Here is a 26,859-nt window from a genome sequence, read left to right as displayed (position 1 = left end):
TTCGGTCCCCCAGCCCGTCTTAAAGCCTGAGACTGTCCCCGCAAGAGCGCAAAACGAGCAAGCGGGTTATAGGATCGATCAACGCCCGATTAGCGGCGCCCGATAAGCTCTTGCGCCATCCGGTCGGCAACCACGTCAGGCGATGTTCCATCCGCCTCGCTCACCTGCCAGATTTGCGCAAGGCGGCCCGGAATCTGCTCGATCAGCGCGTTGACGTCATCCACGCTGCCCGGCTTACCATCGCGCCGCGCAAGGTATTCAGTCGCAACCGAAATGATCCCGCCCGCATTGATAACGTAGTCGGGCGCGTAGAGAATACCGCGTTCGAACAGCACCTGACCGTGACGCGCACGGGCGAGCTGGTTGTTCGCACCGCCCGCAATGATCTTCGTGTTGAGGCCCGCAATGCTCTCATCATCGAGGATCGCGCCCAGCGCATTGGGGCTGAGCACGTCGCATTCGGTGCTCAGCACCGCGTCAGGCGCGACCACTTCAGCGCCCAGTTCCTCGGCCAGCGCCTTCACACCGTCGACATGGATATCTGCCAAGGTCAGCCGCGCGCCGTCCTGGGCGAGCCACCTTGCAACCCCGCCGCCGACGCTGCCAGTGCCCTGCAATGCGACATGCACGCCTTTCATCGAATCGGTGCCCAGCTTGTGCTGAACCGCCGCCTTGATGCCGAGATAGATGCCGTAGGATGTGAACGGGCCGGGATCGCCTCCCGCGCTGCCATTGCCGGTTGCAGGCAGGCCGGAGACATGCGCGGTTCGTTTTGACACCGCGACCATATCCGCCTCGCTGATACCGACGTCTTCGGCCGTCACATAACGCCCGCCCAGACCTTCGACCGCATCGCCGAATGCTGCGAGCAATTCGTGTGTCTTTGTGCGCGCTTCGTCCGCCAGAATAACGGCTTTGCCCCCGCCCATCGGCAGGCCAGCCATCGCGTTCTTGTAGCTCATCCCGCGCGACAGGCGCAGTGCATCGCGCAGTCCGTCCTTCGGATCGGGATAGTGCCAAAACCGCGTGCCACCCGCGCCGGGGCCGAGATGCGAGGAATGGACCGCAATAATCGCCATCAGCCCCGAAGCACGATCGCGCACAACGTGCACCATCTCGTGATCGTCAAAATCGGGCTCTGTCCAGAAAGCGGTCATATTTGCGTTGCCTCGTATAAAGGCGCGGCAAATGATGAGGTGCGTAAGGGAGAGAAGTGGGGCGATCGAGGGGTCTCGAACCCCCGACCTCCGGTACCACAAACCGGCGCTCTAACCAACTGAGCTACGATCGCCACATACTCTGCCCCGGCTCGACCGATTGGCCGCTCACCAGACCCGCGCAAGTGCGCCGGTTTACAGGGGGCAAAGCCATGGTCAAGGCCGCTTTAAGCGGGCGCGAGCCTGTTGCACAATGCGTCTTTAAAGGGAAGCGAAAACTGCTTCAAAATCTGTCTGACGCAACATTATTTCGCGCGCGCCTCGCCTCTTGTCCCCTGCCCTTGCCAGTCCGCGCGCGTTTCGTAAGGTTGCCCGCATGGATGCAACCGGCGATTCTGTCTCCTTGCGGCTGGCCCGACATGACGGGTTGCAACGCGTTCCGCATCCCAAGATCGAGCTCTTTCAGACCAGGAACTTCGTCAGCGCCGACCTCTGCGAGGCGCTCATCACCCTGATCGACAAGGACCGCCGCCCCAGCACCATCGCCGACAGCAATGGCGATGATTACTTCCGCACAAGCGAGACCTGCGATCTCGCCCCCACAGAGCCAGCGGTGCAACAATTGGAAGCGAGCCTGGCCAGCCTCAACAGCATCGACCCCAAGCTGGGCGAGCCGTGTCAGGGCCAGCGCTATGATGTCGGGCAGGAGTTCAAGCCGCACACCGACTATTTCACTCCCAATGGCGCAGATTTCGAAAAGTTCTGCGCGACAAGCGGCCAGCGCACATGGACATTCATGATCTACTTGAACGCGGTCGAAGCGGGCGGCGCGACGCGGTTCAAAGTGATCGGCAAGACCTTCCAGCCCGAGGCAGGCAAACTGCTATGCTGGAACAACGCCCGGCCCGATGGCAGCGTAAACCCCGCAACGCTCCACCACGGGATGAAGGTGCGCAAGGGCGTGAAATATGTGATTACAAAGTGGTACCGGGAAAGGCCGTGGCCGTGGTGAGGGGGTTACCTACGTTGCGGCATGCAACATTGCTTACGATCTTCGTGGGCCTGTCGGCATGTGGCGCTGGCCAGGATCAGATTGCCCCGAACGAAATTCGTGGTTGCTATTTTTCCGAGAGGTCCGAGCCTCTTCATATCGGAACTACCGTCTTCCAGACCGAGAGCCGCAGCGTCGTCGACCGATATCGTTTCGAGCCAGCGAGCTTCTCCGGAGGCTCGGCCGCAATGGTCGTTGATGGAGCGAAGATTGCGGCGTTCGATCACGAAACAGGCGAATTGTCCGGATGGTTCTCGCTGATGGTGCCAACGGGCGGAAGACACGCTGAAACTCGCATTGAAATCGAAACCTGCGAAGACAGCCTGTGCTTCCACCTCCCGACCGCGGTCAGCGATCCAATCATCCGGTATCGAAAAGCTGAGTGCAACGGTGCCTTCCTGATGGAGTAGTCTGCTCACCCCGTCATCCCGGACTTGATCCGGGATCCCGCTTAACTTTGGCCTGGCTCATAGAGAAAAGAAGCTGGCCCCCGGATCAAGTCCGGAGAGACGATGAAAGCTTTTAGGCGGGTGGCCACCCAAAAGAAAAAGGTGGCCCCCAATGAAAAAGGCGGCCCCGTCGGACCGCCTTCCCCTTGCATCCCGCCAACGAATTGGGGGATGCGAAGCTTTTGCCAGCTTACTTCTTGAGGCTGAGCCCACCGAAGCGCTTGTTGAACGCTGCCACACGGCCGCCTTCCTGAAGCTGCTGCTTGCCACCGGTCCATGCCGGGTGGCTGGTCGGGTCGATGTCGAGCGCGAGCGTGTCGCCTTCGCTGCCCCAGGTCGAGCGGGTCTGGAATTCGGTGCCATCGGTCATCTTGACCGTGATCATGTGATATTCGGGGTGCCCTTCGGCTTTCATCGTAACTGTCCTTGGCTAGCTGGTGTCCGGTTCCGACCGGATGAGCTGTTATGCGGGAAAGGCGCGCGCTTAATTGGGATTGCCATGAATGGCAACCCCAATACGCTTTATTTGTCTTCCGAAAGCGCCTGCGCACTTTCGTCCTCGGTGCTGTTCTTCCCTCGCTGCGCTCGGTCAGGCACCAGCGGCTCGGCCGCGTGGCCTCGCGGCTCGCTGATCGCGAGCCGAGAAACCCCTCTCTATTTTCCTACTTCGATATGCGGCGCTAAAGTGGCTGTGGCTCTTTCTCATCTCGACTCTTGCGCACCCGCAAAGCCGTCTATAATCCGAAGTTGACACATCGGCAGCGCAAATTCCCGATTTTTCGGTGCGATTTCAATTTCTTGAAAATAAGGCCATTTCTTTAAACAGCCAACCTGCGCGTTCCAAGTCTCACCCCAACGCGCCCCAACTCAAGCCAAGTCCCGGCAGCACAATGGCGATGTTGGGTTGGATCGACACCGCAGGTGTCGCAAGGCCGACCGGCCGTCGCGCCCTTTGGCGCGGAAGCCAAGCGGCGCGGACGCGCCGCGCCCGGCGCTTGAGGGCGCAAACAAAAACGGAAGGCTTCAGCCTTCCGGCGGGTCGGCGATCATCGCGGTGAATTCGCATTCACAGGTGGTCTTGCCTTCGACGCTGGCGCGGCCTTTGAACTTGTAGATCGTGCGGCGCTGCTGAAGGAATTCGACCTCCAGATCGAGCAGGCAGCCGGGCGTGACGGGCGAACGGAACTTGGCCCCGTCAATGCCCATGAAGATCACCAGCTTGCCGGTGCCCGACAGTTCGAGTGTCTCGATGCCGAGGATCGCGGCGGCTTGCGCCAAGGCTTCGATCTGGAGCACGCCGGGCATGATCGGAGCGCCGGGGAAATGTCCCTGGAAGAACTCCTCATTCATGCTCACCGCTTTGACCGCATGGATGCGCTCATTGAGGTGGATCTCGCGCACCCTGTCGACCAGCAACAAGGGGTATCGGTGCGGCAGGGCCTTCAAGATCTTGTGGATGTCATAGTCCACAATCGGTTCCTTCGGCGCGTCGGTGCTTTCCGTTTCGCTCATGCCCTGCCCCCGTTTACCAGTGTCTTGCTTAGCGGCCAGACGGCGCCGGAGTTGCCGGTGCCTGCTGCTGAGCGGCTTGCTGCTGCTGGATCAGCTGCGCGGTCAGAAGCGTCTGCTGAATCTCCTGGAAGATCTGCGCGGCGTTGCGCGACGGACGCCACTCTGCCGGCGGAACGATCCCAACCGAAGGGACGCGCGTGTTGAGCGCTGTGGTGATTTGCGCTGTGATATCAGCACCTTGAGCAGCGAACTGGACCGTTTCGGGCTGCATCACCATGACGATTTGCTGCTGCGTGGTGACATCGGTGAGAGCCGCCGGATACTGTGCGAGGATTTGCTCGACAGCAAAGATACGGGCGCCGTTGACCTGATTGGAAAGCGCAGCGACTTCGCCTTCAAGCGTCTGGATCTGGCCGAAGTTTGCCGAGCTCTGAATCGCCGGCACTTCGCTGTCATCCAACTGGCCGTTGCCGTTGGAATCGAACGGCTGGAGCAAAGTTGCGAGTTGCTGCTGCTTGGTCTGACGCTGCTCGATCTGAGCGGCGTAGGTCGTGCCGATCTGGGTATAGGCGGTCTGGAGCGCGCTCGATCCGATCAGCGCGCGGCTGACATCGGCGGTTGCGACATTACCCTGGACCTGCGCGGTTGCGGGAACGGTGGCGGCCACTGCGCAAAGCGCGAGGCCCGCGGGAGCGAGGATTTTGGTGAGAAGTTTCATCAGAATTGAGTTCCTACGTTGAACGTGAATGTCTTGTCGTCATCGCCTTCGATCTTGCGGATCGTCTGGGCGAAGTCGATGCGGAACGGGCCGAATGGCGAGTTCCAGTTGACCCCGATACCTGCGGTAATGCGGGGGGATGGCGAATCTCCGAGGAAGACCTCGCGGATCGCGCTGCCTTGGCGGATCAGACGGGTGTTCGCAGTGACCCCGTCATCTGCGAGCGGGTTGGTCGTCACTTCGTTGGTGTCGACGCTGAGGAACAGCGGAACACCGTCGGAGTTGACGAGCGGAAGTCCGGTTGGGTTGTCCTGAAGCTGAGGTGCATCAACGCCCCACAGCGAACCGATATCGAGGAAGATCGACGGACGCAGACCCAGTTCGCGCGCGCCTGTGCCCAGCGGAATTTCAAGCTCCGCACGGCCCAGATAGTAATTGCGCCCGCCAATCGCGTCGTCGCGGATCTGGTTCCGATCCGTAACCAGCGTCGGGTTGCCATCATCATCTAGGATGTTGTTGTTTTGCCCATCGAGCAGATAACGCTGAGTCAGGATACGCGGACCAACGCCGCGAATGTCAAACCCGCGGAACTGCGGCTCTCCGAGGAAGAAGCGGTCGGTAAGGAGCACGTCATCGACGCCTGGCCCCCCGCGATCCTTGAGCGGAATGATCGTCCCGCCTTCAAGCGAAACCGAGAAGATGAAGCCGGTATTGGCGACATTCCAGAACTGGCGCGCGCTACCGCGGAAACGCAGGTAACGCTGATCACCGCCCAGCCCAGCAAATTCGGTGCTGAGCGAAATGGTCCGTCCACGCGAAGGCCGCAGACGCGAATTGAGCGAGTTGTAGTTCAGGCTGAGGCCGACAATCGAGCTCAACCGGTTGCCCAGTGAATCGCACAGGAAACGACCGGCGAGGAGCGGGTCACATTCTGCAATGCCATCGCCGTCAAGATCGGAGAAGAACAGATTCTCGTCGAGGCTGACCTCGTCGTAGTTGAGCGTATAGCTGCCTACGAGCGACATGAATTCCGTCAACGGCACGCCGACACGAAGCGAACCGCCGGTCGTGGCCTGTTCGAAAGTCGTGTTGCGTTCGCTGTTCTGGAAGTTGAAGCTGTTGAAGTCGCGGCGATAAATGTCCGCGCCTGCCGAGATGTTACGGTCGAAAACATACGGCTCGGTAAAGCTCACCTGCGCCGAACGCGAGAATTGCGAATAGTTGAGGCTCAGGCCGATAGTCTGGCCGCGTCCGCGGAAGTTACGCTGCCGGATGCTGCCAGCCAGGATGAATCGCTCGATCGAGGAGAAACCGGCTGAGAACTGCAATTCGCCGGTTGGCTGCTCTTCGACATTGGCTTCGAGCACAATGCGGTCGGGCGCGCTGCCCGGAACCTGATTGACCTCGAAATTCTCCTGGAAGTATCCCAGCGAGTTAATGCGCGCGGTCGTCCGCTGCACGCCCAAAGAGTTGAACGCATCGCCTTCCGACAGGCGGAACTCGCGGCGAACCACTTTGTCCTGGGTCAGCGTGTTTCCGTTGACATCGACCCGCTCGACATAAACGCGCGGCGCCTGACGCAGGATGAACGTGATGTCCATCGTCAAATCGTCAGGGTTGCGGTTAAAGCGCGGCTGCACATCAGCAAAGGCGTAACCGAAACGGCCCGCCAGCTCGGTCAGCTGCTCGACCGTGTCCTCAACCGTCTTGGCGTTGTAGAAATCGCCCGACTGCATCACCAGACCGGCCTGGATCGAGTCGCTGTCAAAATCGCGCAGCTGGCTTTCCACCTCGACATTGCCAAAGCGGTAGCGTTCGCCCTCTTCGACCACATAGGTGATGATGAAGTCGCGCTGGTCCGGCGTCAGCTCGGCTACGGCCGAAACAACGCGGAAATCGGCATAACCTTCGGTCAGGTAGAATTGGCGCAGCTTCTGCTGGTCAAAGGCCAGACGGTCAGGGTCATAGCTGGTGTTGGAGCTGAAGAAGCGGAAGATGCGCGACTGCTTCGTCACCATCTCGCTGCGCAACTCGCCATCCGAGAAGACTTCGTTGCCGATGATGTTGATCTGGCGAACCTTGGACTTGGGCCCTTCGACGATCTCGAACACGATATCGACGCGGTTCTGCGGGAGCTGCACCATTTTCGGCTCGACCGTCGCGGCGAACCGCCCCTGACGCTTGTAGAGCTCGATAATGCGGGCAACGTCGGCGCGCACTTTGGAACGGGTGAATATCTGGCGCGGAGCGAGCCGAATCTCTGGCAGGATTTTCTCGGCATCGAGGCGGTCATTGCCTTCGAGCACGATGCGGTTGATCACCGGGTTCTCTGTCACCGTGATGACGACATTGCCAGCATCGTTGCGGATCGAGAAGTTGGCGAACAGCTCGGTCGCACCGAGGTCTTTCAGCGCTTCGTCAGCGGCTGCCGAGGTGTATTCCTGACCGGCGCGCAGGCGAATGTAGGACAGGATCGTGGTCGGCTCGAGACGCTCTGCCCCGGCAACGCTGATCGTGCGGATAATGTTGGTCGCCGGCGCGGGTGCAGGTGCCGGAGCGGGCTGCGCGGTTGTTGCCGTGCCAGTAGTCGCGGCATCGGCCTCGTCCTGCGCAAAGGCTGCGCCCGGAACACCGGCCAGCATCGTCGCGCCCGATAGCGCCACGGCATAGCGGGCAATTGCACCTTTTGAATTCACAGACTGGACGCCTGTAGATTTGCATCGATTCATGGAAGTAATGTTCCCGTCCAACCCGTATTTTGGCGCGTCCACTAAGGGCAAAATTGCCCCGAGCGAACCCTGTTGCGCAAATGTGAGACGCAAGCGCCTCACAATCCCTGACTCGTCTCCCGCCTGTGCCCGATGCGCGAGGCGCAATCAAGCGGGCAGAACAGCCATGCCGTGAACAATGCCCGACCGACCGTTCCCTTTCTCCGACCAAGCGCCGCACCTGCGAACAGCCCGGCCCGAGTTTTCCCCTGTGTTAGCTGCCAAACGGCAACAAGCGTGACCTAACTGCCAAAGGGCAGCAGGGATGCAATGTCGTTCCAGGTCACGACGACCATGAAGACAAGCACGAACACGATGCCGGTGCGGTACGCCCATTCGGTCGCCTCAGGCCCCGCCGGTTTGCGGCGGATCGCTTCGGCGGCGTAAAAGGCAAGGTGCCCGCCATCGAGTGCGGGGATTGGCAAGAAGTTGATGAATGCCAAATTAAGCGATATCAATGCGGCGAAATTGACGAAGGCGATAAAGCCCAGGCTCATCTGCTCGCCTGAAAATTTGGCAATCTTGATCGGCCCACCCAATTCCTTGATCGAGCGTTCGCCGGTCAGAATCTGCTTGATGCCGGTAATCATCATGCTGGTAATGTCCCAGCAGCGCTTGGCCGCCAATGGGATCGCTTCGAACGCACCCACCTCTTCAAAGACATAGCGGCCATCCAGCGGGCCAACGCCAATCCGGCCCTCGACGCTGACATTGCCGAACCTGTCAGTCTGCTCGACCCGCGCCGTGGTGATAGGAAAATCGATCCGCTCGCCGTCGCGGTCCACGGTGAACGTCATCGCCGTGCTGGGGCGCAACACGACGTAGGTGCGGATCGCATCGAAGTCCGCAACTTCGCTGCCATCAATGGCGATGATCTTGTCCTCGATCTGGATGCCCGCGTCGCGCGCGACCGATTCCTCGCCAAACTGGCCAACTGTGCGCGAGTCCTCCACGCCTTCAATCACGGGATTGCCGAAGATGGTGAAGAATGCCGCGAATATCGCGATCGCTACCAGCAGGTTCGTCACCGGGCCTGCCGCCACGATCAGCGCGCGTTTCCACAGCGCCGCGCTCTGGAAACTGCCTTCGGTCACAGGGGCTTCAGGATTGGGAATGCTCGCAGGGTTCATGTCACCCCTGAACTGCACATATCCGCCCAGCGGCAGCGCGGCGAGCCGCCAGCGCGTGCCGTGACTGTCATTCCAGCCGAACAGCTCCTTGCCGAACCCGATAGAGAAAGTCTCCGCCTTCACGCCGAACCAACGCCCGACAAGGTAGTGGCCCAGCTCGTGCACGGTGATCAGAGGGCCCAGCACCAGCAGGAAACCGGCGAAATACATCCAGACGGGGGGCGATTCAAACAAAGGTGGAGCTCTCCAGCGCGTCTCGGGCGCGTATTCGCGCTCCGGCATCTACTGCCAGCACATCTTCGAGAGTGGCTGGCTGCGGGGCGCTATAGCGCGCCAATGTCTCTTCGACCACTGCCGTAATGCGAGTGAACGCGATTCTGTCGGCAAGGAAAGCCTCAACCGCAATCTCGTTCGCGGCATTGAGCACCGCAGGCGCTGCTCCGCCCGCTTCGATAGCCTCGCGGCAGATGCGGGTGGCTGGGAACAGCTCTTCATTGGTCGCTTCGAAAGTCAGCGTGCCAATCGCCGCCAGATCGAGCGGTTCGAGCGGCGTCTCCATCCGCTCAGGCCAAGCAAGGCAGGAGGCAATCGGCACGCGCATATCGCTCGGCCCCATCTGCGCCAGCACCGAGCGGTCGCGATATTCGACCATCGAATGGACGATGCTCTGCGGGTGAACGATGATCTTTATGTTGTCGAGGCCGACGGGGAACAGGTGGTGTGCTTCGATGAATTCCAGCCCCTTGTTCATCATCGTGGCCGAATCCACCGTAATCTTTGCGCCCATGTCCCAGTTGGGGTGCTTGAGCGCCTGTTCGCGCGTCACGGACTTAAGCGCCTCGGCATCGAGCGTGCGGAACGGACCGCCGCTTGCCGTCAGCGTAATCTTGCGGACCTGCGCGATGTCATTGCCGGCAAGGCACTGGAAGATCGCATTGTGTTCGGAATCGGTCGGGAGCAATGTCGCGCCCGCCTGTGTCACCGCCGACTTCAGGATCTCGCCAGCCGAAACTAGCGCTTCCTTATTGGCGAGCGCAATCGTCCCGCCGCGCTCGACCGCGGCCATTGTCGGGGCAAGTCCTGCGCAGCCGACAATCGCAGCGACTGTCATGTCAACGGGCTGCGCTGCCGCTTCGCACAGTGCCTGCGCGCCGCCAGCCGCCTCGATCCCGCTGCCGTCTAGCGCTTCACGCAAATCGCCGAGGCAAGCCACGTCGCCGACCACCGCAATGCGCGCTTCGAACTCGCGGGCAACCGCGGCCAGCTTCTTCGCGCTGCAATTGGCGGTCAGCGCTTCGACCTGCCAATCGCCGCGATTGTGCCGGATCAGGTCGAGCGTCGAGGCTCCGATCGAACCGGTTGCGCCAAGGATGGAGATTGAACGGGTCATCTTGGCAGCGCCGATCAGGCAAGCCCGATATAGGCGGGCACAACCGCGATCAGGAACAGCACGAAGAACACGGCGAGGAAGCCATCTACGCGGTCAAACACGCCGCCATGACCGGGGATCAGCGCGCTGGAATCCTTCATCCCTGCGCGCCGTTTCATCCAGCTTTCGAAGAAGTCGCCGCTCTGCGCGATCACCGCGATCACCGCGCCTGTCAGCATCGCGCCGCCTATCGCAGCGGTGCTAACCCCGGGCGCAAAGCCGCCGGGACCAAGGTCGAGATACTCCGCCAAGATGCAGACCAGTCCGGCAGCGATTGCTCCACCGATCAATCCGGCCCATGTCTTGGACGGGCTGACCGAAGGCGCGATCTTGGGTCCGCCGATCAGACGCCCTGCGAAGTAGGCCCCCACATCGACCGCGATGACTGGCGCGAGGAAGGCAAGCAGCACGCCCCACATGTCGTAGTTGATCCGCACCTGGACCATCGCCATCGCCGCCGCGCCTACATAGAGCGCGCCGACAAACTGCCATGCAACCTCGCCAATGGCCGAGATGCCAAAGCGGCTCACCAGCCGGTTCCACTCCCACAGCACAACACCGCCGAGCAGCACCACAAAGCCGATCCAGAACCACCCGCCCAGATAGAGCGCGATGGTCGCCAGCCCCAGCATGAAGACCGCCGAGATGAAGCGCACCAGCAGGTCGTTCATCGCGCCGCCTTCGGCGACCGGGCTCTGGTTACTTTCGTCCGCCATAGCGTCGCTCCCTTTGGGCAAAGTCCTCAAGCGCGTCGGCGAGATGCTCAGGCTGGAAGTCCGGCCAGAGCGTCTCGACGAACAGCATTTCGGCATAGGCCGCTTGCCATAACAGGAAGTTCGACAGGCGAACCTCTCCGCTGGTGCGGATCAGCAGGTCGAGCGGCGGCAGGACTGCCGTATCGAGATGCGCCTCGATGCTGGCGGTTGTCACCTCGCCCTGCTTTGCAGCTTCGGCGGCGGCGCGCGCAATCTCGTTCTGGCCGCCATAGTTGAGCGCGACCGCGATCGTCTTGGAGCCATTGGCCGTCTGCGCCAGCGCGTCTTCGAGCATTTCAACAATGTCGGGTGCAAGGCTGCGCCAGTCGCCGATGATGTGCAGCTTTACATCGTTCGCGACGAAGTCGGGCAAGTCCGATTTGATGAACTTGCGCATCAGGTTCATCAGATCGTCGACTTCGTCTTCGGAGCGCTTCCAGTTTTCCGAGCTGAAGGCATAGAGCGTCAGGCAATCCAGCCCCATCGGCTCAAGCCCGCGCACCAGCCGCCGCACTGCCTCGACGCCGCGCTGATGGCCGATGGCACGCGGCAGAGCGCGCTTCTTCGCCCAGCGTCCATTGCCGTCCATGATGATGGCGACATGGCGCGCGCGCGCCTCTGATGTGAGAGGGCTGTCGCCCATCATGTCTCCCCTGCCCGATCCAGTCCTTACTGGGTCAGGATTTCCTGCTCTTTCTTCGCTGCCGCGTCGTCTGTGTCTTTGACATAACCGTCGGTCAGCTTCTGAACTTCATCTTCGAGCCGCTTGCGTTCGTCTTCGGAGATGTCCTTCTTCTTCTCGTCCGCCTTCAGGCTCTCCATCGCATCGCGGCGAACGTTGCGGATCGCGATCTTCGCCTTCTCTGCGTATTGCCCGGCGAGCTTGGCCAGCTCCTTGCGGCGCTCTTCGGTCAGGTCGGGCATCGGCAGGCGGATCGTCTGGCCGTCGGTCATCGGGTTGAGGCCGAGATTTGCCTTGGTGATGCCCTTCTCCACCGCGCTCATATTGCTCTTGTCCCACACCTGGACCGAGAGCATGCGCGGCTCCGGCGCGTTGACCGTTGCTACCGACGACAGCGGCATCATCGAGCCATAGACCTCGACCACAACCGGATCGAGCAGGCTGGTGTTGGCGCGGCCGGTGCGCAGACCGCCCAGATCGCCTTTGAGCGATTCCACTGCGCCCGCCATGCGGCGCTCGATATCGGCCTTGTCATATTGCGGCATGGGGTATCAGTCCTTCTGTACTATCGTTTGCGTGCCTTCGCCCGAGAGGACGCGGGCAACATTGCCTTTTTCGCGGATCGAGAAGACCACTATCGGAATCTCGTTCTCGCGGCAAAGTGCCACGGCGGTGGCGTCCATTACCTTGAGATTGGCCGACAGGACGTGGTCATAGCTGACCGTGTCAAAGCGGGTCGCATCCGGATTGTGCTTGGGATCGCTGTCATAGACCCCGTCGACGCTGGTGCCTTTGAGCAGCGCATCGCAGTTCATCTCGGCCGCGCGCAGAGCGGCGCCGGTGTCTGTGGTGAAGAACGGGTTGCCGGTGCCGGCTGCGAAGATGACGATGCGGCCCTTCTCCAGATGCCGTTCGGCGCGGCGGCGGATGTAGGGCTCGCACACGCTCGACATCGGGATCGCGCTCTGCACCCGCGTCTGCACGCCCAGTTGTTCGAGCGCGTTCTGCATCGCCAGCGCGTTCATCACCGTCGCCAGCATGCCCATATAGTCGCCGGTCGTCCGGTCGAGCCCTTTGGCTGCTGCGCTGATACCGCGGAAGATGTTGCCCCCGCCGATCACCAGACAGACCTCGATCCCGCTATCCTTGGCCGCCTTCACCTCCTCGGCAAGGCGCGCGACATAGACCGGATCGATGCCGTATTCCTGTTCCCCCATCAGAACCTCGCCCGAGAGTTTGAGCAGGACGCGCTTGATTTGAGGAAGGGCCATGATGGGTGCTGTCTCCGGCAACGGGTTGGACTGAGCAGCCCTTATCGGGGAGGCGCTGCGCTGCCAAGAGGCATGGCGCAAGAGGTGCCCGATTTTGGCGCCAAAGCCGCCAGACATGGACCGCGCATCCACGGCCTTTGAAAAACTTTTGCTTCCGCCCAAAGCGCCGGGATTCAGCGCTTTGGAGGAGAATTGGACCAATCGGGTGTAACCTTAGAGTTTGTGCGAAGTTGGGCGTGTTTCGGGGCGCGCCCTCCAGCCCGCTGACTGCGTTGGGGAGGAGCGGCGCTTTTTATACGCTTTTGCGGGGGTGTAGGAAAATTTGGCTGCTTGGGGAGAGTTGAATCCATCAATGAGTTTGGACTGTATCTGGAACGTCTGACCGCCGCGTACACACCTACGTTTGCGCCTATATGAACTACTTCAATGAAGAGCGTCGATACAGGCGGTCCAGTACCTCTCTAGTATCTTCGCCTAAGCTGCGCATTGCAGCGAGCAAGCGCCTTTGTCCGTCCTCTCGTCCAACAGCATCAAGTGCCTGCTTCACTTCATCGATAGAATTGCCCAACTCTTGCACTTCCTGTCGATCGTTTTCAGAAGTTAGTACGACTCTTAGATCGACGAGCATCCATTGAAGTTTTGTGACAGAATCCAGTGCATCTTGGCGGATTGGGCCAACTTCATCCGTCTGGTTCACTATCGCGTCGTTAAGTCTCCTAACCTGTTGAGACAATTCGATGATCTGGCTATTCAGAGAATTTGTCGTATCGGCAAGATGAGCGCTACGGACTTCATCCACTTGATATGCTCGATTGATTGCTGGGGCGAGCCAATAGGTTCCTGCGGCTGCGACCAAGCTTGCGATGACGCTCAGAACGAGGGTTAGCCAAACGGGCATCGTCTCTTTGAACAGAAACGAAGCGTGTGCCTCTAACCAAGATTTTGCCCTACCTAGCATTTATCTCGTCACGACGCTGAGCGACCTCAACTTTATTATCGAGACTCAAAGGCATCGTATCATTTGATTTCTTGCCAAGGTCGCTGCGAACATCGTTCCATCTTACCGCCTGCATTGATTCGATGTAGTTGTCCAAGTCATCGGTGGCTTTTGTTTTACCCGATCCTGCCATTGCTCCTTTGATATTCTCGGATGCCTCCGCAATCACTTGATTGATCGGAACGCCCGGGTCAGACGTCGCAACATACAATCCAGCAGATGCCAAAATTGACAACGACCCTACAGCGGCAATTATCGCGAATTTGCCGGGCGAGTTAAAATTCTGGGCGAAATCTTCGACTAATTCTTTGTCGTAGTATTTTTCAATCGCGTCGTTTGCATCGAGCGCTTGAAATTGCAAAAACTCACCTTTTGCGTGGGCGAAAGCAGAAGCGACCACATACTTGACTAGCAAGGCTGATGCATATGGTTGAAGCGGATCGTCCCCTCGGTAGCCATCACCATACACATCAAGCTTCGACTTCTCGCCCCAAACGAAACTTGGATAAACCATATTGAAGACATCTTCGTATAAGTCTTCATCTAACCGAGTTATCGCATGGCGGTTCTGAAGCCGCTTGGAAACTTTCGCTGGGAAGTCTCGTCTTGTTAGCGCTAGGTCGAGCCAGCTCACCTTACGGCTTGGGACACTCTCGCCCTCTAATCTCGGGATTTCAATGTTGTCAGCGGGTCGCCATTTGTGAGAGATTTGCCCGATTAGGTACTGCTCAAAGTGACCACGCGCAGGCGAAAGGACTAGGTCGCCCACTTTAGCATCGACGAAAAGCCGCTCAATGTTGCCAAGCTCTGCGTTGAACGATCTTGCGTCTGTTGTTCCGGTGTTATGCGGATAGGCCATGTAGGCGCTTGCATTTCTATTTGGCGGATCTTTGCGCGCGCCGCTAAGCCATCTGGCCACCTGATCGGACATCGCCAAATGCTGTCGCATCAGCGTCGGGTCGGCAAACACACGTTCGCTAGCTTGGAAGCCAGGTAAGTTTAGAAAAACGGACTGAGATTCTTTAAAGTCATTGAAGAACCGGCGTCCGCGACCTGCGTATACCAGCCAGATCGATACATCTTCTCTGATAAAGGTAATGCGGGAAAGTTCCATCAGCTCCCTCGAAAATTATAGAACGTCTGGGTCATTTTGGCTTCAATCGACTATACAGACGGTGAATTCCGTTACTCGGTATGCGATCATTTAGGCAAAAGGAAGTTGAATCAGAAATTGTTCCGCAACAAACCTGCCTCTAGGTCGGAAGCATGATAATAGATCCATCATCAAAGCCGATCGAGCTAAACAAGGAGGTGATGAAAGCCTCCACCTTTGGGCACCTACGTCTTGGACTAGGGCGCGAAACACACAGTTCTCCAAAACGAAAGGCCGCCGCAGCTCCAACGCTGCGACGGCCTTTCTCTTCGTGATCTCCTGCGAACGCAGGAGTCCCTATTCTTTGCTCGCTGGATTCCTGCTCGCGCAGGAAATCACAAATCGCGAGTCCCAGCGCAGGCTGGCACCTTGCTTTAACCCGATAGAGGTCCCAGCTTTCGCTGGGACTCTCGCTAGGCCTTAGCCGCCAACAGCAGCTGCAACTTCTGCTGCGAAGTCGCTTTCTTCCTTCTCGATGCCTTCGCCGAGCTGGAAGCGGACATAGTCGGTCAGCACGACCGAACCGCCATTGTCCTTGCCGAACTTGGCGACCGTGTCTTCGACACTCGTCTTGTTGTCCATCACGAACATCTGGCTGAGCAGGGCGTTCTCTTTGGCGAACTTCTTGATCGCGCCTTCGACCATCTTTTCCTGCACGTTTTCAGGCTTGCCGCTTTCGGCTGCCTTTTCCGCAGCGATGGCGCGCTCGCGCTCGATCACGTCGGCGTCGAGGCCGTCTGCGCTCAGAGCCTGCGGGAACATCGAGGCGATGTGCATGGCCAGCTGCTTGCCGAATGGTTCGAGCACGTCTGCGCCAAGGTCGCTTTCCAGTGCAACCAGAACGCCGATCTTGCCGAGGCCTTCTGCCGCCGCGTTGTGGACGTAGGAGGTGACAGTGCCGCTCGACACGGAAACGCTCTTCATGCGGCGAACCTGCTGGTTCTCACCGATAGTGGCGATGTTGTCGGTCAGCTTGTCAGCCACGGTGCCGCCGGCGGGATAGGCAGCGGATTTGAGCGCTTCGACATCGTCAGCACCCAGCGTGAGAGCGACTTCGGTCGTCTTGCGCACGAAATCCTGGAACTGGTCGTTCTTGGCGACAAAGTCGGTTTCCGAATTGACTTCGACAGACACGCCTTTGGTGCCCGATACGGCAACGCCGACAAGGCCTTCAGCCGCGGTGCGGCTCGACTTCTTCTGGGCGGTGGCGAGGCCTTTGGCGCGCAGAGCGTCAACAGCGGCTTCGATGTCGCCGCCTGCTTCGGTCAGCGCCTTCTTGGCGTCCATCATGCCTGCGCCGGTTTTCTCGCGCAGGGTCTTCACATCGGCGACGGTGAAATCGGCCATGGTGATTTCCTTTTTAATAAGTCTGGGGCGCCGGGCATGGATGTGCCCGGCGCGCCGATCTGGGATTGGTAGAGCGCACCGCCGGGGCGCGCCGTTCGAAATTTTTAAGCTTCGGCAGCCGCTTCTGCGGGAGGCTCTGCCATCGCGCCAATGTCTGCGCCGGAATCGGCAACCGCGCCGCCCTTGCCCACGCTCGCCGCGTCGGCAATCGCCTGACAGTAGAGGCGCACTGAACGGGCAGCATCGTCATTGCCCGGTACCGGGAAGGCGATGTTCGAAGGATCGACATTGGTGTCGAGCACCGCGATCACGGGGATGCCGAGCACGGCAGCTTCCTTGATGGCGAGGTCTTCCTTGTTCGCGTCGATCACGAACATCACGTCGGGAATACCGCCCATGTCGCGGATACCGCCGAGCGAAAGCTCGAGCTTGTCACGCTCACGGGTAAGGTTGAGAACTTCTTTCTTGGTCAGACCGCTCGTGTCGCCCGAAAGCTGCTCTTCAAGGGTCTTGAGACGCTTGATCGAACCGCTGATGGTCTTCCAGTTGGTGAGCATGCCGCCCAGCCAGCGGTGGTTGACGAAGTGCTGGCCGCTCGCGCGGGCTGCTTCTGCGATCGGCTCTTGCGCCTGACGCTTGGTACCGACGAACAGAACCTTGCCGCCTGCGCGGACGGTCGATTCGACGAAATCGAGAGCGCGCGCGAACAGCGGCACGGTCTGCGACAGGTCGATGATGTGAACACCGTTGCGGGCGCCGAAGATATACGGCTTCATCCGCGGGTTCCAGCGGTGGGTCTGGTGGCCGAAATGTGCGCCGGCCTCGATCAATTGCTGCATTGTGACGGTAGTGACCGCCATAGGTAATTCCTTTCCGGTTGTTCCTCTGAAGGGCTTGGAACCGCTTGGCGGAGATCCCGCTGGCGGCACCGGTATGAAATGCCCTTCATGTGAATTTCGCCAGGTTACGGAAGCGAAGTGATTCGCACCTGTGATCCGGCGATGGCGCGCGCTCTAGCCCCCCTCTCCCACAAAATCTAGTGCAAAGAACACGCGCAGGAACACAAGTGGAACAAAATGCTTGACTGGGGAGAACACTTATAGAACAAGGCGCGAAGAACAAACGCGGTACAGGATTAAACCAGCGCTGGCATTCGTTACTGTTCCAGGGTTGCGGTTGAAGAGGGATACGAGACTATGATTGCCATGCTTATCACCGCGCTGATCGCGATTACCGCTGTTGCTACGGGCCTTAGCCTGATCGACAGCTGGCTGCGCGGCCGGGGTGCCTATCGGGTGCTCCGGCGCGAGCAGGCGCTTTTGAAGGCGGGTTTCGTGCCTCAGGTTCATGCGCATGAGGTTCGGCTGCGCAAACCAGCGCGGCGCACTCTGGCTGCGGCTTCCCGCCCCTACGCACGGCGCGTGCCGCTCGCTTCTATTCAGACGGCTGCTTGAGGGCTTTGAGAGCGCGGCGGCGCTTGACCTTGCCATATTTGAACAAGGCGTAAGGCATCAGCGCGAGATAGATCACGCTGATCGCGGTTAGCGTCCACCACGGCTCCAGCATCAGCGCGGCAAAGGCCAGCGCGACCAGAGCGATCAGCCACAGACGGATATCGCGGCGCGGACGGATCGCAGTCCAGCTGAGCGTTGCCATGTTGGAGATGACCAACACCGCAATCACGGCGACCCAGATCGACAGGACTATGGGATCGCGGAAGATCGGCAGGCCGGTCTCCAGCCACAAATAGCACGGCGTAAAGGCCAGCCCGGCCCCTACCGGCGCGGGAACACCGGTCAAGAAACCGGCCGATTTGTGCGGCTGATCCTCGACATCGATCTGCGCGTTGAACCGTGCAAGCCGGAGCGCGCAGCAGATCGCAAAGCCAAGCGCGGCAAACCAGCCGAACCGCTCCAGATCCTGCAAGGACCACAGATAGAGCACAAGCGCAGGCGCGACGCCGAACGATATCGAATCCGCCAGGCTGTCCAGCTCCGCACCGAACCGGGACTGCGCGTTGAGCATCCGCGCAATGCGTCCGTCGAGCCCGTCGAGCACTCCGGCCAGCGCAACTGCAAGGATGGCAAAGCCCCACTGCCCCTCGATAGCAAAGCGCACGCCGGTCAGCCCTGCGCACAAAGCTGCAGCGGTAATCGCATTGGGCAGCATCGCGCGCAGCGGAAGGCCCTTGCTTCCCGCATGGACCTCTGCGCCTTCATCTTCGGCAGCTTTGGGGCCGAGACGCGGCGCGCTGCCGGGAGCTTGATTACGGCCGCGCAAGCTCATGACAGGTCGCCCTGCCGGCAATGGCGCGCGGCGCAAACTATTGCGCGATACCCTCTAGCAAAGCGGTCGCGCCGACTTCGGCCAGCACGGTTTCGCCTGCGATGATTTTCTGGCCCATCATCACTTTGGGATCGGTTCCGGCGGGAAGATAGACATCGACGCGGCTGCCAAAGCGAATGAGGCCCACGCGCTGTCCCTTGGCGACAGTATCGCCCGGCTTCACAAACGGCACGATCCGGCGCGCGATCAGTCCGGCGATCTGAGTAAAGCCAATCGCCAGCCCGTCCCCGCGCTCGATCAGAACATGCTGGCGCTCGTTCTCTTCGCTTGCCTTGTCGAGATCGGCGTTCACGAATTTGCCCGGCACATAGACCACGCGGCGCACCGTTCCGGCAATCGGCGCACGGTTGATGTGAACGTCGAACACGCTCATGAAAATCGAGATACGGGTGACAGGCACAGCGGGGAGGCCCGGATTGCCCGAGCCGTCATCCACGCTCATTTCAAGCGGCGGTTCGCAGGTCTTGATCAGCGTCACCAAACCGTCAGCAGGCGCGACAATCGTGTTCTCCGATTGCGGAACCACGCGTTCCGGATCGCGGAAGAATGCGAACACCCCAGCGGATAGGAACAGCAATGGTAAGCCCACATATTCCCAGCCCAGCACGAGCGGAATGAGGCTGATCACAATTGCGATCACGCCATATTTGCGCCCTTCGGGATGGATTGCGGGCCAGCCCCAGCTGGCTTCACCGCGGCCCTGATTATCGAGAATTTCACCTGCCATGCGGGTCCATCTAGGGCCTGCATCGCGTGCCCGCAAGCGAGCTTGCGCCATGCCCCCTCAATGCGTTCACATTTTAGTGAGATGTTTACCTTAATTGCCGGAGGAGAAACGCGCAGCAAGCGTGTGAATTGGCTCGCAAACAGGGAAAGTTCGGCGACGATGGCTTCAGCACCGGCTGAAATGGACAAGAGGAAGGGCAGCCCGACAGCGCGTCGCTGGCTGGGCGAAGCGCCCATTTTTGCGGTCGGCCTTACTCTGATGGCGGTTTGCCTTTCGCTGCTCGCGGCGAAGGGCATCAATCCCGGCATTGGCGGGATCATCGCCAATGCGCAGATTTTCCTCATGTTCGTGATTGTGCTCGCCTGCTGGGATGCGGGCCGCGAATTGTGGAAGCACCGCCCCGATAGCCCCGTTGCGCACCTCAAGGCGCGCTACACAGCCCCCACCTTCACCCGCCCGCTCGCCGCAGGATTGCCGCTGCTGGGCGTCGCGATTGTGCTGCTGCCCTATTTCTCCAAGATGAAATCGGCGATTCCGCTGTTCAATGAATACAGCTGGGATGCGAGCTTCATCGCTTGGGACCGCGCGATTTTCTTTGGATATGATGCGTGGGAAGTGCTCCAGCCGGTGCTCGGCTATCCGATCGTCACCGCATTCCTCGCGCTGCTTTATCAGCTGTGGTTCCTTCTGCTCTATCCCGGCGTGCTGTTCTTTGCCTTTGCGAAGATCGACCCTGCGATCCGGCGGCAGTTCTTCCTCTCTTACGTGCTCAGCTGGACGTTGATCGGCGGCGCGATGGCGACGTGGCTCGCCTCTGTGGGTCCGTGCTTTGTCGGGCCGATGCTGGGCAATTCCACCTTCGATGCGCAGATGGCCTATCTCTACAGCGCGAACGAACAGGTGCCGATCATGGTGCTTCCAGTGCAGGAAATGCTGCTGGAATGGTATGGCACGCGCGAAAACGGCCTTGGCAGCGGGATCACCGCCATGCCGAGCATGCACTGCGCCATCGCGTTCCTCTACTGGATCGCTATGCGGCGTATCTCACCCAAATGGGGCATGTTCTTCGGCGTGTTCTTTGCCATCACATGGGTGAGCAGCGTCCACCTCGCCTACCACTATGCGGTGGACGGGCTGGTATCGCTGATCGCGGTCGCAGTGATCTGGAAGGCCTCGCAGCTGATCATCGCTGCTTGGGACCGGTGGCTCGAAACGCGTCAGCCGACCTTGCGCACAAACACGGTGCCAGCCGAATAACCCGCGCCGAAGCTGCAAATCAGCCCCGTGTCGCCGCTCGCCAAATCCTCGCTATTGAGGTGGAACGCGATGATCGAGCCCGCGCTTGACGTGTTGCCATAGGTGTCGAGCACGGTCGGGCTTTCATCGTCATTCGCCTCATGCCCCAGCACACGGTGCGCGATCAGGCGGTTCATCCCGGCATTGGCCTGATGCAGCCACAGGCGGCGCAGGGTCGCGGGGGCCATCTGCAAACGCTCAGCCTCATCGATGATCATCTGCGCGACCATTGGGACGACTTCCTTAAAGACCTTGCGCCCTTCTTGAATGAAGAGCTTGTCCGCATTGCCCGCATTTTCGGGCGCGGCGCGGTTGAGGAAGCCGAAATTGTTGCGGATATTGTTGGAGAAAACGGTCTTGAGCTTGGTGCTCAGGATTTCCCAATGCTGCGCCGGAGCGATCGAGGAATCCTCGACCAGAATGGCAGTCGCGACATCACCAAAGATAAAGTGGCTGTCGCGGTCGCGCCAGTTGAGATGGCCTGAAGTGATCTCTGGGTTCACCACCAGCACGCTTTTCGCATTACCCGAACGGACATAATCCGCCGCCGTCTGGATGCCGAAAGTCGCCGACGAACACGCAACATTCATGTCAAAGCCAAAGCCTTCGATGCCCAGCGCCTGCTGAATCTCGATTGCCATTGCGGGATAGGGGCGCTCCATATTTGAGGCCGCGCACAAAACCGCATCGACATCTTCAGCCTTGCGGCCCGCGCGCTCAAGCGCCTTCTTCGCCGCAGTCACGCCGATCTCGCACATCATCGACCATTCGTCATTGGTCCGCTCTTCCCAGCGCGGCGTCATGATGTCGGGGTCGAGGATCGGGGCCTTGCTCATCACATGGCGCGACTTGATCCCGCTCGCCTTCTCGATGAAACCGACCGAGGAATGCTCCAGCGCCGTCACTTCGCCCGCTTCGATCGCGTCCGCATTGGCGGCGTTGAAGCGGTCGACATAGGTGTTGAAGCTTTCAACCAGCTCTTCATTGCTGATCGATTCTTCGGGAGTGAAGAGTCCGGTGGCCGAAATGACGGGCCGTCCGGTGAGTGAAAGGGCGCTATCTGCGCGGCTCAGCGTGGTATCCTGCATGGGGCGGGAGGCTTAATGCGCTCTTGGCCCAGCGGCAAGGTCTGGTTCGCGCTGCCCTATGCAGCTTTGGACTTGGCCGCCTCAGCAGCGCCAGTGACCATGGCAAAATACTCGGACCACTCCGCCGGTTTGCCAGTGTGCCAACCTTGAACGTAATCGCATCCCAGCGCGCGCAGGATCTTGAGAATTTCAGCGGTTTCCACGCCCTCGCCCACCACTTTGAAGCCCAGCGCATGCGCCATTTCGATGGTGGACTGGACCATGATCCGGTCTTTGTTGTTATTTTCCAGATCGCGGATAAAGCTTTGATCGAGTTTGAGTTCCTGTACGGGGAAGTCTTGCAGATAATGGAGCGTTGCCTGCCCTGTTCCGTAATCGTCGATGGATATGCGTGCGCCTGCTTCGGCAAGGTCGACCAATGCGGTCTTGGCCGCGCTTGAATCCGCCAAAGGCGCGCTTTCGGTGATTTCGAGCGTCAGGCCGCCCTTTGTCCCGACCTGTTCCTTCGACAGAACCGCAAGCATTTCCTCAACGAATTCGCGATTGGTGAGCAATTGCGCCGAGATGTTGACCGCAATGTTGAGCGCATGGCCTTGCTGCAAGGCCTCCTCGCGCCGCGCCAGTGCTTGTGCGAGAACAAAATGGGTAAGCGCGCTGATGCGGTTCTTCTCTTCGAGGATCGGAATGAAGTCCGCCGCGGAAACCCGCCCCAATTGCGCGCTTTCCCAGCGCACGAGGCATTCCGCACCCGAAATGGCGTCATCGGCAAGACGTATCTTTGGCTGGAAAACGACCGAAATGTCGCCGTTCTCCAGCGCCTCGTCGAGCTCGCCCAGCAGGCGCTGTTTGAACTGGGCATCGCTTTGCAGGCTTTGCGCGTCGGCGGAGAAGCCCAGCCCCTGTTTGCGCGCGGTTTCGGCGGCGTCGAGCGCGCCCTTGATATCGCCCTGCGCCAGTCCGAAATGCGGGTTAAGCCGCAGCTTCTCGCCCGCGACTTCAAACCCGGCATTGAAGACTGCGCGCGCGGCGGCGAATTCTGCTTCAGGACTGTCAGCCTGTCTTTGTGAAGCGAAACAGGCGAAGGCGCCCGCCTCGAGCCGGTAGATGTCCTCTCCCCCTGCTGCAAGTTGCAGCCGGCGTGCAATGTCACGTTCCAGCTTGACCTGGTCCTCCCCTGACAGCAGCGCGCCGATCTCGGCAAAATCGGCAAAGCGCACCGCTGCGATCCACGGTTTCTTATGCGCCAACAGCTTGCGCTGCATCGCTGCGAGATTGGGCAGTCTTGTAGCAGTATCGGTCATCCGTTCCGCCTCAATCGTTGCCATCGCCGCCATGATCCGCCGCGCCCCGACAAAGGTGCCGACAAAGAGCAAGGGGCTGGCTAGCGCGATATGGACTGCGGAAAGCTGGTCGAGCACCAATGCGCCCACAAGATTGATCGCGCCGATCGAAAGCGCCGCTGCGCTTGCCGGAAGCCATTTCAAGCCGCGGCGACCACGGTAAATGAGAAGCAGGCCCAGCACCAATGCGGTGAGGGTCAGCGGAAGCACCTGCCCGCTATCGCTTCTCGCACGATCTTGCAGCAGCGTCTCCGCCGCCTGAACCTGGATCGCGACACCCGGTTGGACTCCGAACAGAGCGGTGGGGTAGCGGTCGAACAGCTCGATCGCAGTGGCCCCGATCACGATCTTCTTGCCCGCCACCTGATCGCTGGCAACGCGCCCTTGGACCAGATCGATAAAGGAGATGCGCGGTATGGAATTGATATCAATTGCCTGATCGACGCGGAAATCCGCACCCACCGCGCCATTGGCATTGGCAAGCATGTTCGCCAGCGAAGGGCGCGGCACCCCATTGGTGATGACGCCGTAAGGGTAATAGGTGATCCGCCCGTTTGCCGAGGGCGCAACATTGACCGAGGCAACGAATGTGTGCTCGCGAAATTCGGGGATCGGGAGAGCTTCGGTATAGGTCTGCACGGCGCCCGCCTGGTTGAGCTGGCGGAACGTGGGAAGCAGCGCGGGTTGGCCGATCTCTGCAAAAGCGCTGGCTAGCGCCGCGTCTTCTGCTTCATTCGAATAGGCCGAAAAGTCGACATCGAAGGCGATTTGCGAAGCGCCCATCGCGTCAAGTTTGCGGATGGCATCGGCGTAATTGCTGCGCGGCCAGGGCCATGTGTCGAGCTGTTCAAGCGAGCGCCCGTCAATCTCGACGATGACGATTTCGCCTGATGCCGAACCCATGCGGAACTGGTCACGTGTGTCGCGCAGGCCTTCTTCCGCGCCGCCAGCAAAGCCCGATACAACAAAAGCGCAGGCCGCCACCACCGCCAGTACGAAGGCGGCAAGACTGATCGTATCTTTGAGGGGCCCGCGCGGCCTACGCGTCAGCCACATGCCAATTTCCCAAGGCTAAGTCTCCTTATCCGCGATTCATCCCGCCGGACTGGAGGCACTATCGCGCAAAAGGGTTACCGGCGCGTTTGCGATACCTAGATAGGTAACTCAGCCGCCGCCGAGCAGGCCATCGAGCACCCCGCCACCGCGACCGCCCTGGCCGCCGGACTCGCCGTCATCATCGTCGTTTCCGCCGTTGCCATTACCGTTGCCGCCGCCATTACCGCTGCCACCTTCGCTGTTGCCGCTATCGCTGCCGTCATTGCTGCCATTGCTATTGCCGCCATTATCACGCCCTTCGACACAAAGGGCAAAGCCGCACAGCCGGCCGTCTTCATCGCTGTCCTGATAAGGTGTATCGGTGTCGCCATCTCCGCGGCGGTCAAAGCACAATTCTCCAATGCAGAAACCGTCGTTCCCGCCGCGGTCGAAACTGGCGGTGTCATTGCCGGTATTGCTGCCGAGCCCATCGTCGCGGCCTGTATCGGAGACAACCGTGATAACATCTTCCGAACTGACTGCATCGTTGTCGAGATTGGCGGTGAGGCCGGATCCGGAAACGTTCGAATCGCCGCTATCGGAGACGGGGAACACATCCTGTCCCGAAGGATCGCTCAGATCGACATCCGAGCCTGCGATCTGACCGCTTCCGTTCGAGCCGGTGGCGTCGTTTCCGCCGCCATTGCCGTTGCCACCGTTGCCATTGCCGTTGCCGTTGCCGTTGCCGCCGTTGCCGTTGCCGTTGCCGTTGCCGCCGTTGCCGTTGCCGTTGCCGTCGTTATTGTCACTGCCCCCGTCGCCAAGTCCGACGCCAATATCAATGCCGCCACCATTGCCGTTGCCGCCGCCGTTACCGTTGCCGCCACCGTTGCCGTTGCCGCTATTGCCAACACCAACACCTACGTCGTCGCCGGAGTCATCACCCGAGTTACCGTTACCGTTGCCGCCATTGCCGTTGCCACCGTTGCCATTGCCATCGTTATTGTCACTGCCCCCGTCGCCAAGTCCGACGCCAATATCAATGCCGCCACCATTGCCATTGCCGCCGCCGTTACCGTTGCCGTTCCCGCCGGTGCCAACACTGACATCTACGCCAACTCCGGTGTCATCATTCGAGTTGCCATTGCCCCCGCCAGTGCCGTTGCCGCCAGTGCCAACTCTAACATCTACGCCAGCTCCGGTGTCATCACCCGAGTTACCGTCACCGCTGCCATTACTGTTGCCGTCACCATTGCCGGTACCAACACCAACTTCCACGCCGACGCCGGTGTCCCCGTCCTGATTGCCGTTTCCGCCGGTTCCAACTCCAACATTTACACCGGCATTGGGTGTGCCGTCGCTTGAATCGTCATCATTGCTATCGTCGCCGTCAAAGCTGCCGGTGTTGCTTCCTGTTCCGCTATCACCCGGATTTGTGCCGCCGCCATTAGCAATCACAGAAACGTTGACGCCGGTTCCGCCATTGCCCGAATTGCCCGAATTGCCCGAATTGTCCGGGGCTGTGTCTCCGTTTCCGGAATCATCGCCGCTGGAATTGCCATTGCTCGCGCTGCCATTGCCGCTGCTCGAACCGCTTCCCGTGACATCAACATCAATGTCGGCGCCATTGCCGCCGCTGACCGCGACCGCAGCCGATCCGTCGCTGCCAAACACCGCGTCAACCTGACCACCGTCAGATTCTGAAGCGTCAGCCTGGCCACCACCGGTTACTTCGTCGTCGCGCATAGCGATTTGCGTGCCGGCAACGCTCGAAGACGCGCCTTCATCGCTGCGCGTATCATCAGTGACCGCGTCTTCATCGGCGGGCTGCGTCGAGGAGCCACTGGTTGCTGCTCCATCGTCTGGGCCCTGCACGCTTGCGGGCGCTGCGCTGGGCGCATTTGCAGCTTCATCGGATGAAGCAATGCTGCTATTGCCCGATTGTGCTCCATCAGAACCACTGGTGCGCGCCTCGGAGATGTTGCCCACAAATTCAGGCGTGCCGCGCACGACCGATCCGGAAAATTGCTCTTGCGGAGTGTCGCCAACCACCACGATCAGGTCGCTTGCCGCCTCTGCCTCCACCAGACCGATCAGGCCGGGGGTGATAAGCGCCGCCTCGAGGTCATCGCCGGTCGCGACTTCCACTGCGCCCTCGGTGACCTGCACCGCCGAGTTGTCCGCCGATACCGACACGTTGAAAGTTGTGCCCTTCACCACAGCGGCGAGGTAGGGCGTCTGGACGCCAAAATGCTGCGTCTCGCGCCGCTCAATATCGAACAGTGCATTGCCGAGATACTGGAAGAACTGGATTACCGGCCCGGATTCTTCAGGCACGGCGACGCGCAGTTCCGCACGCGGCGATACCACCACAAACTCGCTTCCGCGCACCAGCACGGCGCGGCCGCGTGAGCCGGTGCGGATGAGGTCGCCGGGACGCAAGGTCAGGTCCGGGCGACCGGAAATTGTGCGCCCATCTCGGGTGATGGTGACTTCGCCGCTTGCTTCGGAAACCCGCCAGTCAGGCACTTGAGCCATGGCGCTTGTGCTGCCTAGCAGGGCGGCGATCAGGACGGGGTACTTAACAAGATTGTGCATGAGGGGTTCG

At 60.1% G+C, this 26,859-nt stretch carries 24 protein-coding genes and 1 tRNA gene; 4 read left to right on the top strand and 21 right to left on the bottom strand.

The features are described from left to right. Nucleotides 1–89: 89 nt before the first annotated feature. Complete coding sequence (locus Q0887_RS02420; protein WP_299192041.1) at nucleotides 90–1,157, bottom strand: Glu/Leu/Phe/Val dehydrogenase dimerization domain-containing protein; 1,068 nt, start codon at nucleotides 1,155–1,157, stop codon at nucleotides 90–92. A gap of 57 nt (nucleotides 1,158–1,214) precedes the next feature. Further along, nucleotides 1,215–1,291 (bottom strand) — tRNA-His (locus Q0887_RS02415). A gap of 242 nt (nucleotides 1,292–1,533) precedes the next feature. On the opposite strand from Q0887_RS02415, the gene Q0887_RS02410 reads away from it, so the two are divergent. Together Q0887_RS02410 and Q0887_RS02405 are read left to right on the top strand one after the other, a co-directional pair. Next, nucleotides 1,534–2,169, top strand: a complete 636-nt coding sequence (locus Q0887_RS02410) for a 2OG-Fe(II) oxygenase (protein WP_299192039.1) — start codon at nucleotides 1,534–1,536, stop codon at nucleotides 2,167–2,169. A gap of 29 nt (nucleotides 2,170–2,198) precedes the next feature. Further along, nucleotides 2,199–2,618, top strand: coding sequence for a hypothetical protein (locus Q0887_RS02405; RefSeq protein WP_299192037.1), 420 nt, complete (start codon nucleotides 2,199–2,201; stop codon nucleotides 2,616–2,618). Nucleotides 2,619–2,847: 229 nt separating this feature from the next. On the opposite strand, the gene rpmE is transcribed toward Q0887_RS02405, so the two are convergent. The 14 genes from rpmE to rpsB all read right to left on the bottom strand — a co-directional run bounded on the left by rpmE (nucleotide 2,848) and on the right by rpsB (nucleotide 17,279). Next, nucleotides 2,848–3,072 carry a 50S ribosomal protein L31 gene (gene rpmE, locus Q0887_RS02400; protein ID WP_299192035.1) on the bottom strand — a complete coding sequence of 75 codons (225 nt, stop codon included), beginning with the start codon at nucleotides 3,070–3,072 and terminating at the stop codon, nucleotides 2,848–2,850. 608 nt (nucleotides 3,073–3,680) lie between these two features. Then, a complete protein-coding gene (fabZ, locus tag Q0887_RS02395; RefSeq protein ID WP_299192033.1) occupies nucleotides 3,681–4,169 on the bottom strand; it encodes a 3-hydroxyacyl-ACP dehydratase FabZ in 489 nt (162 codons plus the stop codon). 28 nt (nucleotides 4,170–4,197) lie between these two features. After that, nucleotides 4,198–4,887 (bottom strand): OmpH family outer membrane protein, encoded by a 690-nt coding sequence (locus tag Q0887_RS02390; RefSeq protein ID WP_299192031.1) that lies wholly within the window; start codon nucleotides 4,885–4,887, stop codon nucleotides 4,198–4,200. Then, nucleotides 4,887–7,616, bottom strand: a complete 2,730-nt coding sequence (gene bamA / locus Q0887_RS02385) for an outer membrane protein assembly factor BamA (protein ID WP_299192030.1) — start codon at nucleotides 7,614–7,616, stop codon at nucleotides 4,887–4,889. The genes Q0887_RS02390 and bamA overlap by 1 nt, the downstream gene beginning before the upstream one ends. Before the next feature lie 281 nt (nucleotides 7,617–7,897). Beyond that, nucleotides 7,898–8,995, bottom strand: coding sequence for an RIP metalloprotease RseP (gene rseP, locus Q0887_RS02380; RefSeq protein WP_299195197.1), 1,098 nt, complete (start codon nucleotides 8,993–8,995; stop codon nucleotides 7,898–7,900). A 16-nt stretch (nucleotides 8,996–9,011) separates the two neighbouring features. Further along, complete coding sequence (locus Q0887_RS02375) at nucleotides 9,012–10,175, bottom strand: 1-deoxy-D-xylulose-5-phosphate reductoisomerase (protein WP_299192028.1); 1,164 nt, start codon at nucleotides 10,173–10,175, stop codon at nucleotides 9,012–9,014. Nucleotides 10,176–10,189: 14 nt separating this feature from the next. Then, entirely contained in the window at nucleotides 10,190–10,930 is a 741-nt protein-coding gene (locus tag Q0887_RS02370) for a phosphatidate cytidylyltransferase (protein ID WP_299192026.1), read from the bottom strand. Next, the gene (gene uppS / locus Q0887_RS02365) at nucleotides 10,914–11,612 is read right to left on the bottom strand and encodes a polyprenyl diphosphate synthase (protein WP_299192024.1); all 699 of its coding nucleotides are present in this window, start codon (nucleotides 11,610–11,612) and stop codon (nucleotides 10,914–10,916) included. Before uppS ends, Q0887_RS02370 begins: the two co-directional genes overlap by 17 nt. A 26-nt stretch (nucleotides 11,613–11,638) precedes the next feature. Beyond that, nucleotides 11,639–12,196: a ribosome recycling factor gene (frr, locus tag Q0887_RS02360; protein ID WP_299192022.1), complete on the bottom strand. Its 558-nt coding sequence runs from the start codon at nucleotides 12,194–12,196 to the stop codon at nucleotides 11,639–11,641. Between the two features lie 6 nt (nucleotides 12,197–12,202). After that, nucleotides 12,203–12,922, bottom strand: coding sequence for a UMP kinase (gene pyrH / locus Q0887_RS02355; RefSeq protein ID WP_299192020.1), 720 nt, complete (start codon nucleotides 12,920–12,922; stop codon nucleotides 12,203–12,205). Between the two features lie 418 nt (nucleotides 12,923–13,340). After that, the gene (locus Q0887_RS02350; protein ID WP_299192018.1) at nucleotides 13,341–13,820 is read right to left on the bottom strand and encodes a hypothetical protein; all 480 of its coding nucleotides are present in this window, start codon (nucleotides 13,818–13,820) and stop codon (nucleotides 13,341–13,343) included. A 49-nt stretch (nucleotides 13,821–13,869) separates the two neighbouring features. Continuing rightward, entirely contained in the window at nucleotides 13,870–15,033 is a 1,164-nt protein-coding gene (locus tag Q0887_RS02345; protein WP_299192016.1) for a hypothetical protein, read from the bottom strand. Nucleotides 15,034–15,492: 459 nt separating this feature from the next. Beyond that, a complete protein-coding gene (gene tsf / locus Q0887_RS02340) occupies nucleotides 15,493–16,419 on the bottom strand; it encodes a translation elongation factor Ts (RefSeq protein ID WP_299192014.1) in 927 nt (308 codons plus the stop codon). A 104-nt stretch (nucleotides 16,420–16,523) separates the two neighbouring features. Beyond that, complete coding sequence (rpsB, locus tag Q0887_RS02335; RefSeq protein WP_299192012.1) at nucleotides 16,524–17,279, bottom strand: 30S ribosomal protein S2; 756 nt, start codon at nucleotides 17,277–17,279, stop codon at nucleotides 16,524–16,526. Nucleotides 17,280–17,615: 336 nt separating this feature from the next. Between rpsB and Q0887_RS02330 the strand changes: the two genes are divergently transcribed. Further along, nucleotides 17,616–17,873, top strand: a complete 258-nt coding sequence (locus tag Q0887_RS02330) for a hypothetical protein (protein ID WP_299192010.1) — start codon at nucleotides 17,616–17,618, stop codon at nucleotides 17,871–17,873. Here the strand turns inward: Q0887_RS02330 and Q0887_RS02325 are convergent. Both Q0887_RS02325 and Q0887_RS02320 read right to left on the bottom strand, forming a co-directional pair. Next, nucleotides 17,854–18,705, bottom strand: a complete 852-nt coding sequence (locus Q0887_RS02325) for a phosphatidylcholine/phosphatidylserine synthase (RefSeq protein ID WP_299192008.1) — start codon at nucleotides 18,703–18,705, stop codon at nucleotides 17,854–17,856. The genes Q0887_RS02330 and Q0887_RS02325 overlap by 20 nt on opposite strands. 37 nt (nucleotides 18,706–18,742) lie before the next feature. Next, nucleotides 18,743–19,492, bottom strand: coding sequence for a phosphatidylserine decarboxylase (locus tag Q0887_RS02320; protein WP_299192007.1), 750 nt, complete (start codon nucleotides 19,490–19,492; stop codon nucleotides 18,743–18,745). Between the two features lie 159 nt (nucleotides 19,493–19,651). Here Q0887_RS02320 and Q0887_RS02315 point away from each other — a divergent pair, with 159 nt between their 5' ends. Next, a complete protein-coding gene (locus Q0887_RS02315) occupies nucleotides 19,652–20,749 on the top strand; it encodes a phosphatase PAP2 family protein (RefSeq protein WP_299192005.1) in 1,098 nt (365 codons plus the stop codon). Here Q0887_RS02315 and Q0887_RS02310 read toward each other — a convergent pair. The 3 genes from Q0887_RS02310 to Q0887_RS02300 all read right to left on the bottom strand — a co-directional run bounded on the left by Q0887_RS02310 (nucleotide 20,710) and on the right by Q0887_RS02300 (nucleotide 26,849). Next, nucleotides 20,710–21,876, bottom strand: a complete 1,167-nt coding sequence (locus tag Q0887_RS02310) for a beta-ketoacyl-ACP synthase III (RefSeq protein ID WP_299192004.1) — start codon at nucleotides 21,874–21,876, stop codon at nucleotides 20,710–20,712. The genes Q0887_RS02315 and Q0887_RS02310 overlap by 40 nt on opposite strands. 56 nt (nucleotides 21,877–21,932) lie before the next feature. Further along, the gene (locus Q0887_RS02305; protein WP_299192002.1) at nucleotides 21,933–24,272 is read right to left on the bottom strand and encodes an EAL domain-containing protein; all 2,340 of its coding nucleotides are present in this window, start codon (nucleotides 24,270–24,272) and stop codon (nucleotides 21,933–21,935) included. Between the two features lie 108 nt (nucleotides 24,273–24,380). Beyond that, the gene (locus Q0887_RS02300) at nucleotides 24,381–26,849 is read right to left on the bottom strand and encodes a FecR domain-containing protein (RefSeq protein ID WP_299192000.1); all 2,469 of its coding nucleotides are present in this window, start codon (nucleotides 26,847–26,849) and stop codon (nucleotides 24,381–24,383) included. Nucleotides 26,850–26,859: the final 10 nt, after the last annotated feature.

Origin of the sequence: uncultured Erythrobacter sp., assembly GCF_947492365.1 — a bacterium.
GTDB lineage: Bacteria > Pseudomonadota > Alphaproteobacteria > Sphingomonadales > Sphingomonadaceae > Erythrobacter.
The sequence above is the reverse complement of the archived record's forward strand: the minus strand, read 5'-3'. Positions and strand labels throughout refer to the sequence as shown.

Excerpts from the sequence above, each read along its gene's own strand:
- Q0887_RS02330 (WP_299192010.1), top strand. The coding sequence starts at position 17,616 with ATGATTGCCATGCTTATCACCGCGCTGATCGCGATTACCGCTGTTGCT.
- Q0887_RS02315 (WP_299192005.1), top strand. The coding sequence starts at position 19,652 with ATGGCTTCAGCACCGGCTGAAATGGACAAGAGGAAGGGCAGCCCGACA.
- fabZ (WP_299192033.1), bottom strand. The coding sequence starts at position 4,169 with ATGAGCGAAACGGAAAGCACCGACGCGCCGAAGGAACCGATTGTGGAC.
- Q0887_RS02410 (WP_299192039.1), top strand. The coding sequence starts at position 1,534 with ATGGATGCAACCGGCGATTCTGTCTCCTTGCGGCTGGCCCGACATGAC.
- Q0887_RS02350 (WP_299192018.1), bottom strand. The coding sequence starts at position 13,820 with ATGCCCGTTTGGCTAACCCTCGTTCTGAGCGTCATCGCAAGCTTGGTC.
- Q0887_RS02305 (WP_299192002.1), bottom strand. The coding sequence starts at position 24,272 with ATGTGGCTGACGCGTAGGCCGCGCGGGCCCCTCAAAGATACGATCAGT.
- Q0887_RS02420 (WP_299192041.1), bottom strand. The coding sequence starts at position 1,157 with ATGACCGCTTTCTGGACAGAGCCCGATTTTGACGATCACGAGATGGTG.
- Q0887_RS02325 (WP_299192008.1), bottom strand. The coding sequence starts at position 18,705 with ATGAGCTTGCGCGGCCGTAATCAAGCTCCCGGCAGCGCGCCGCGTCTC.
- pyrH (WP_299192020.1), bottom strand. The coding sequence starts at position 12,922 with ATGGCCCTTCCTCAAATCAAGCGCGTCCTGCTCAAACTCTCGGGCGAG.
- Q0887_RS02375 (WP_299192028.1), bottom strand. The coding sequence starts at position 10,175 with ATGACCCGTTCAATCTCCATCCTTGGCGCAACCGGTTCGATCGGAGCC.
- Q0887_RS02345 (WP_299192016.1), bottom strand. The coding sequence starts at position 15,033 with ATGGAACTTTCCCGCATTACCTTTATCAGAGAAGATGTATCGATCTGG.
- rpsB (WP_299192012.1), bottom strand. The coding sequence starts at position 17,279 with ATGGCGGTCACTACCGTCACAATGCAGCAATTGATCGAGGCCGGCGCA.
- rseP (WP_299195197.1), bottom strand. The coding sequence starts at position 8,995 with ATGTATTTCGCCGGTTTCCTGCTGGTGCTGGGCCCTCTGATCACCGTG.
- tsf (WP_299192014.1), bottom strand. The coding sequence starts at position 16,419 with ATGGCCGATTTCACCGTCGCCGATGTGAAGACCCTGCGCGAGAAAACC.
- Q0887_RS02300 (WP_299192000.1), bottom strand. The coding sequence starts at position 26,849 with ATGCACAATCTTGTTAAGTACCCCGTCCTGATCGCCGCCCTGCTAGGC.
- Q0887_RS02370 (WP_299192026.1), bottom strand. The coding sequence starts at position 10,930 with ATGGCGGACGAAAGTAACCAGAGCCCGGTCGCCGAAGGCGGCGCGATG.
- rpmE (WP_299192035.1), bottom strand. The coding sequence starts at position 3,072 with ATGAAAGCCGAAGGGCACCCCGAATATCACATGATCACGGTCAAGATG.
- frr (WP_299192022.1), bottom strand. The coding sequence starts at position 12,196 with ATGCCGCAATATGACAAGGCCGATATCGAGCGCCGCATGGCGGGCGCA.
- bamA (WP_299192030.1), bottom strand. The coding sequence starts at position 7,616 with ATGAATCGATGCAAATCTACAGGCGTCCAGTCTGTGAATTCAAAAGGT.
- uppS (WP_299192024.1), bottom strand. The coding sequence starts at position 11,612 with ATGGGCGACAGCCCTCTCACATCAGAGGCGCGCGCGCGCCATGTCGCC.
- Q0887_RS02390 (WP_299192031.1), bottom strand. The coding sequence starts at position 4,887 with ATGAAACTTCTCACCAAAATCCTCGCTCCCGCGGGCCTCGCGCTTTGC.
- Q0887_RS02320 (WP_299192007.1), bottom strand. The coding sequence starts at position 19,492 with ATGGCAGGTGAAATTCTCGATAATCAGGGCCGCGGTGAAGCCAGCTGG.
- Q0887_RS02310 (WP_299192004.1), bottom strand. The coding sequence starts at position 21,876 with ATGCAGGATACCACGCTGAGCCGCGCAGATAGCGCCCTTTCACTCACC.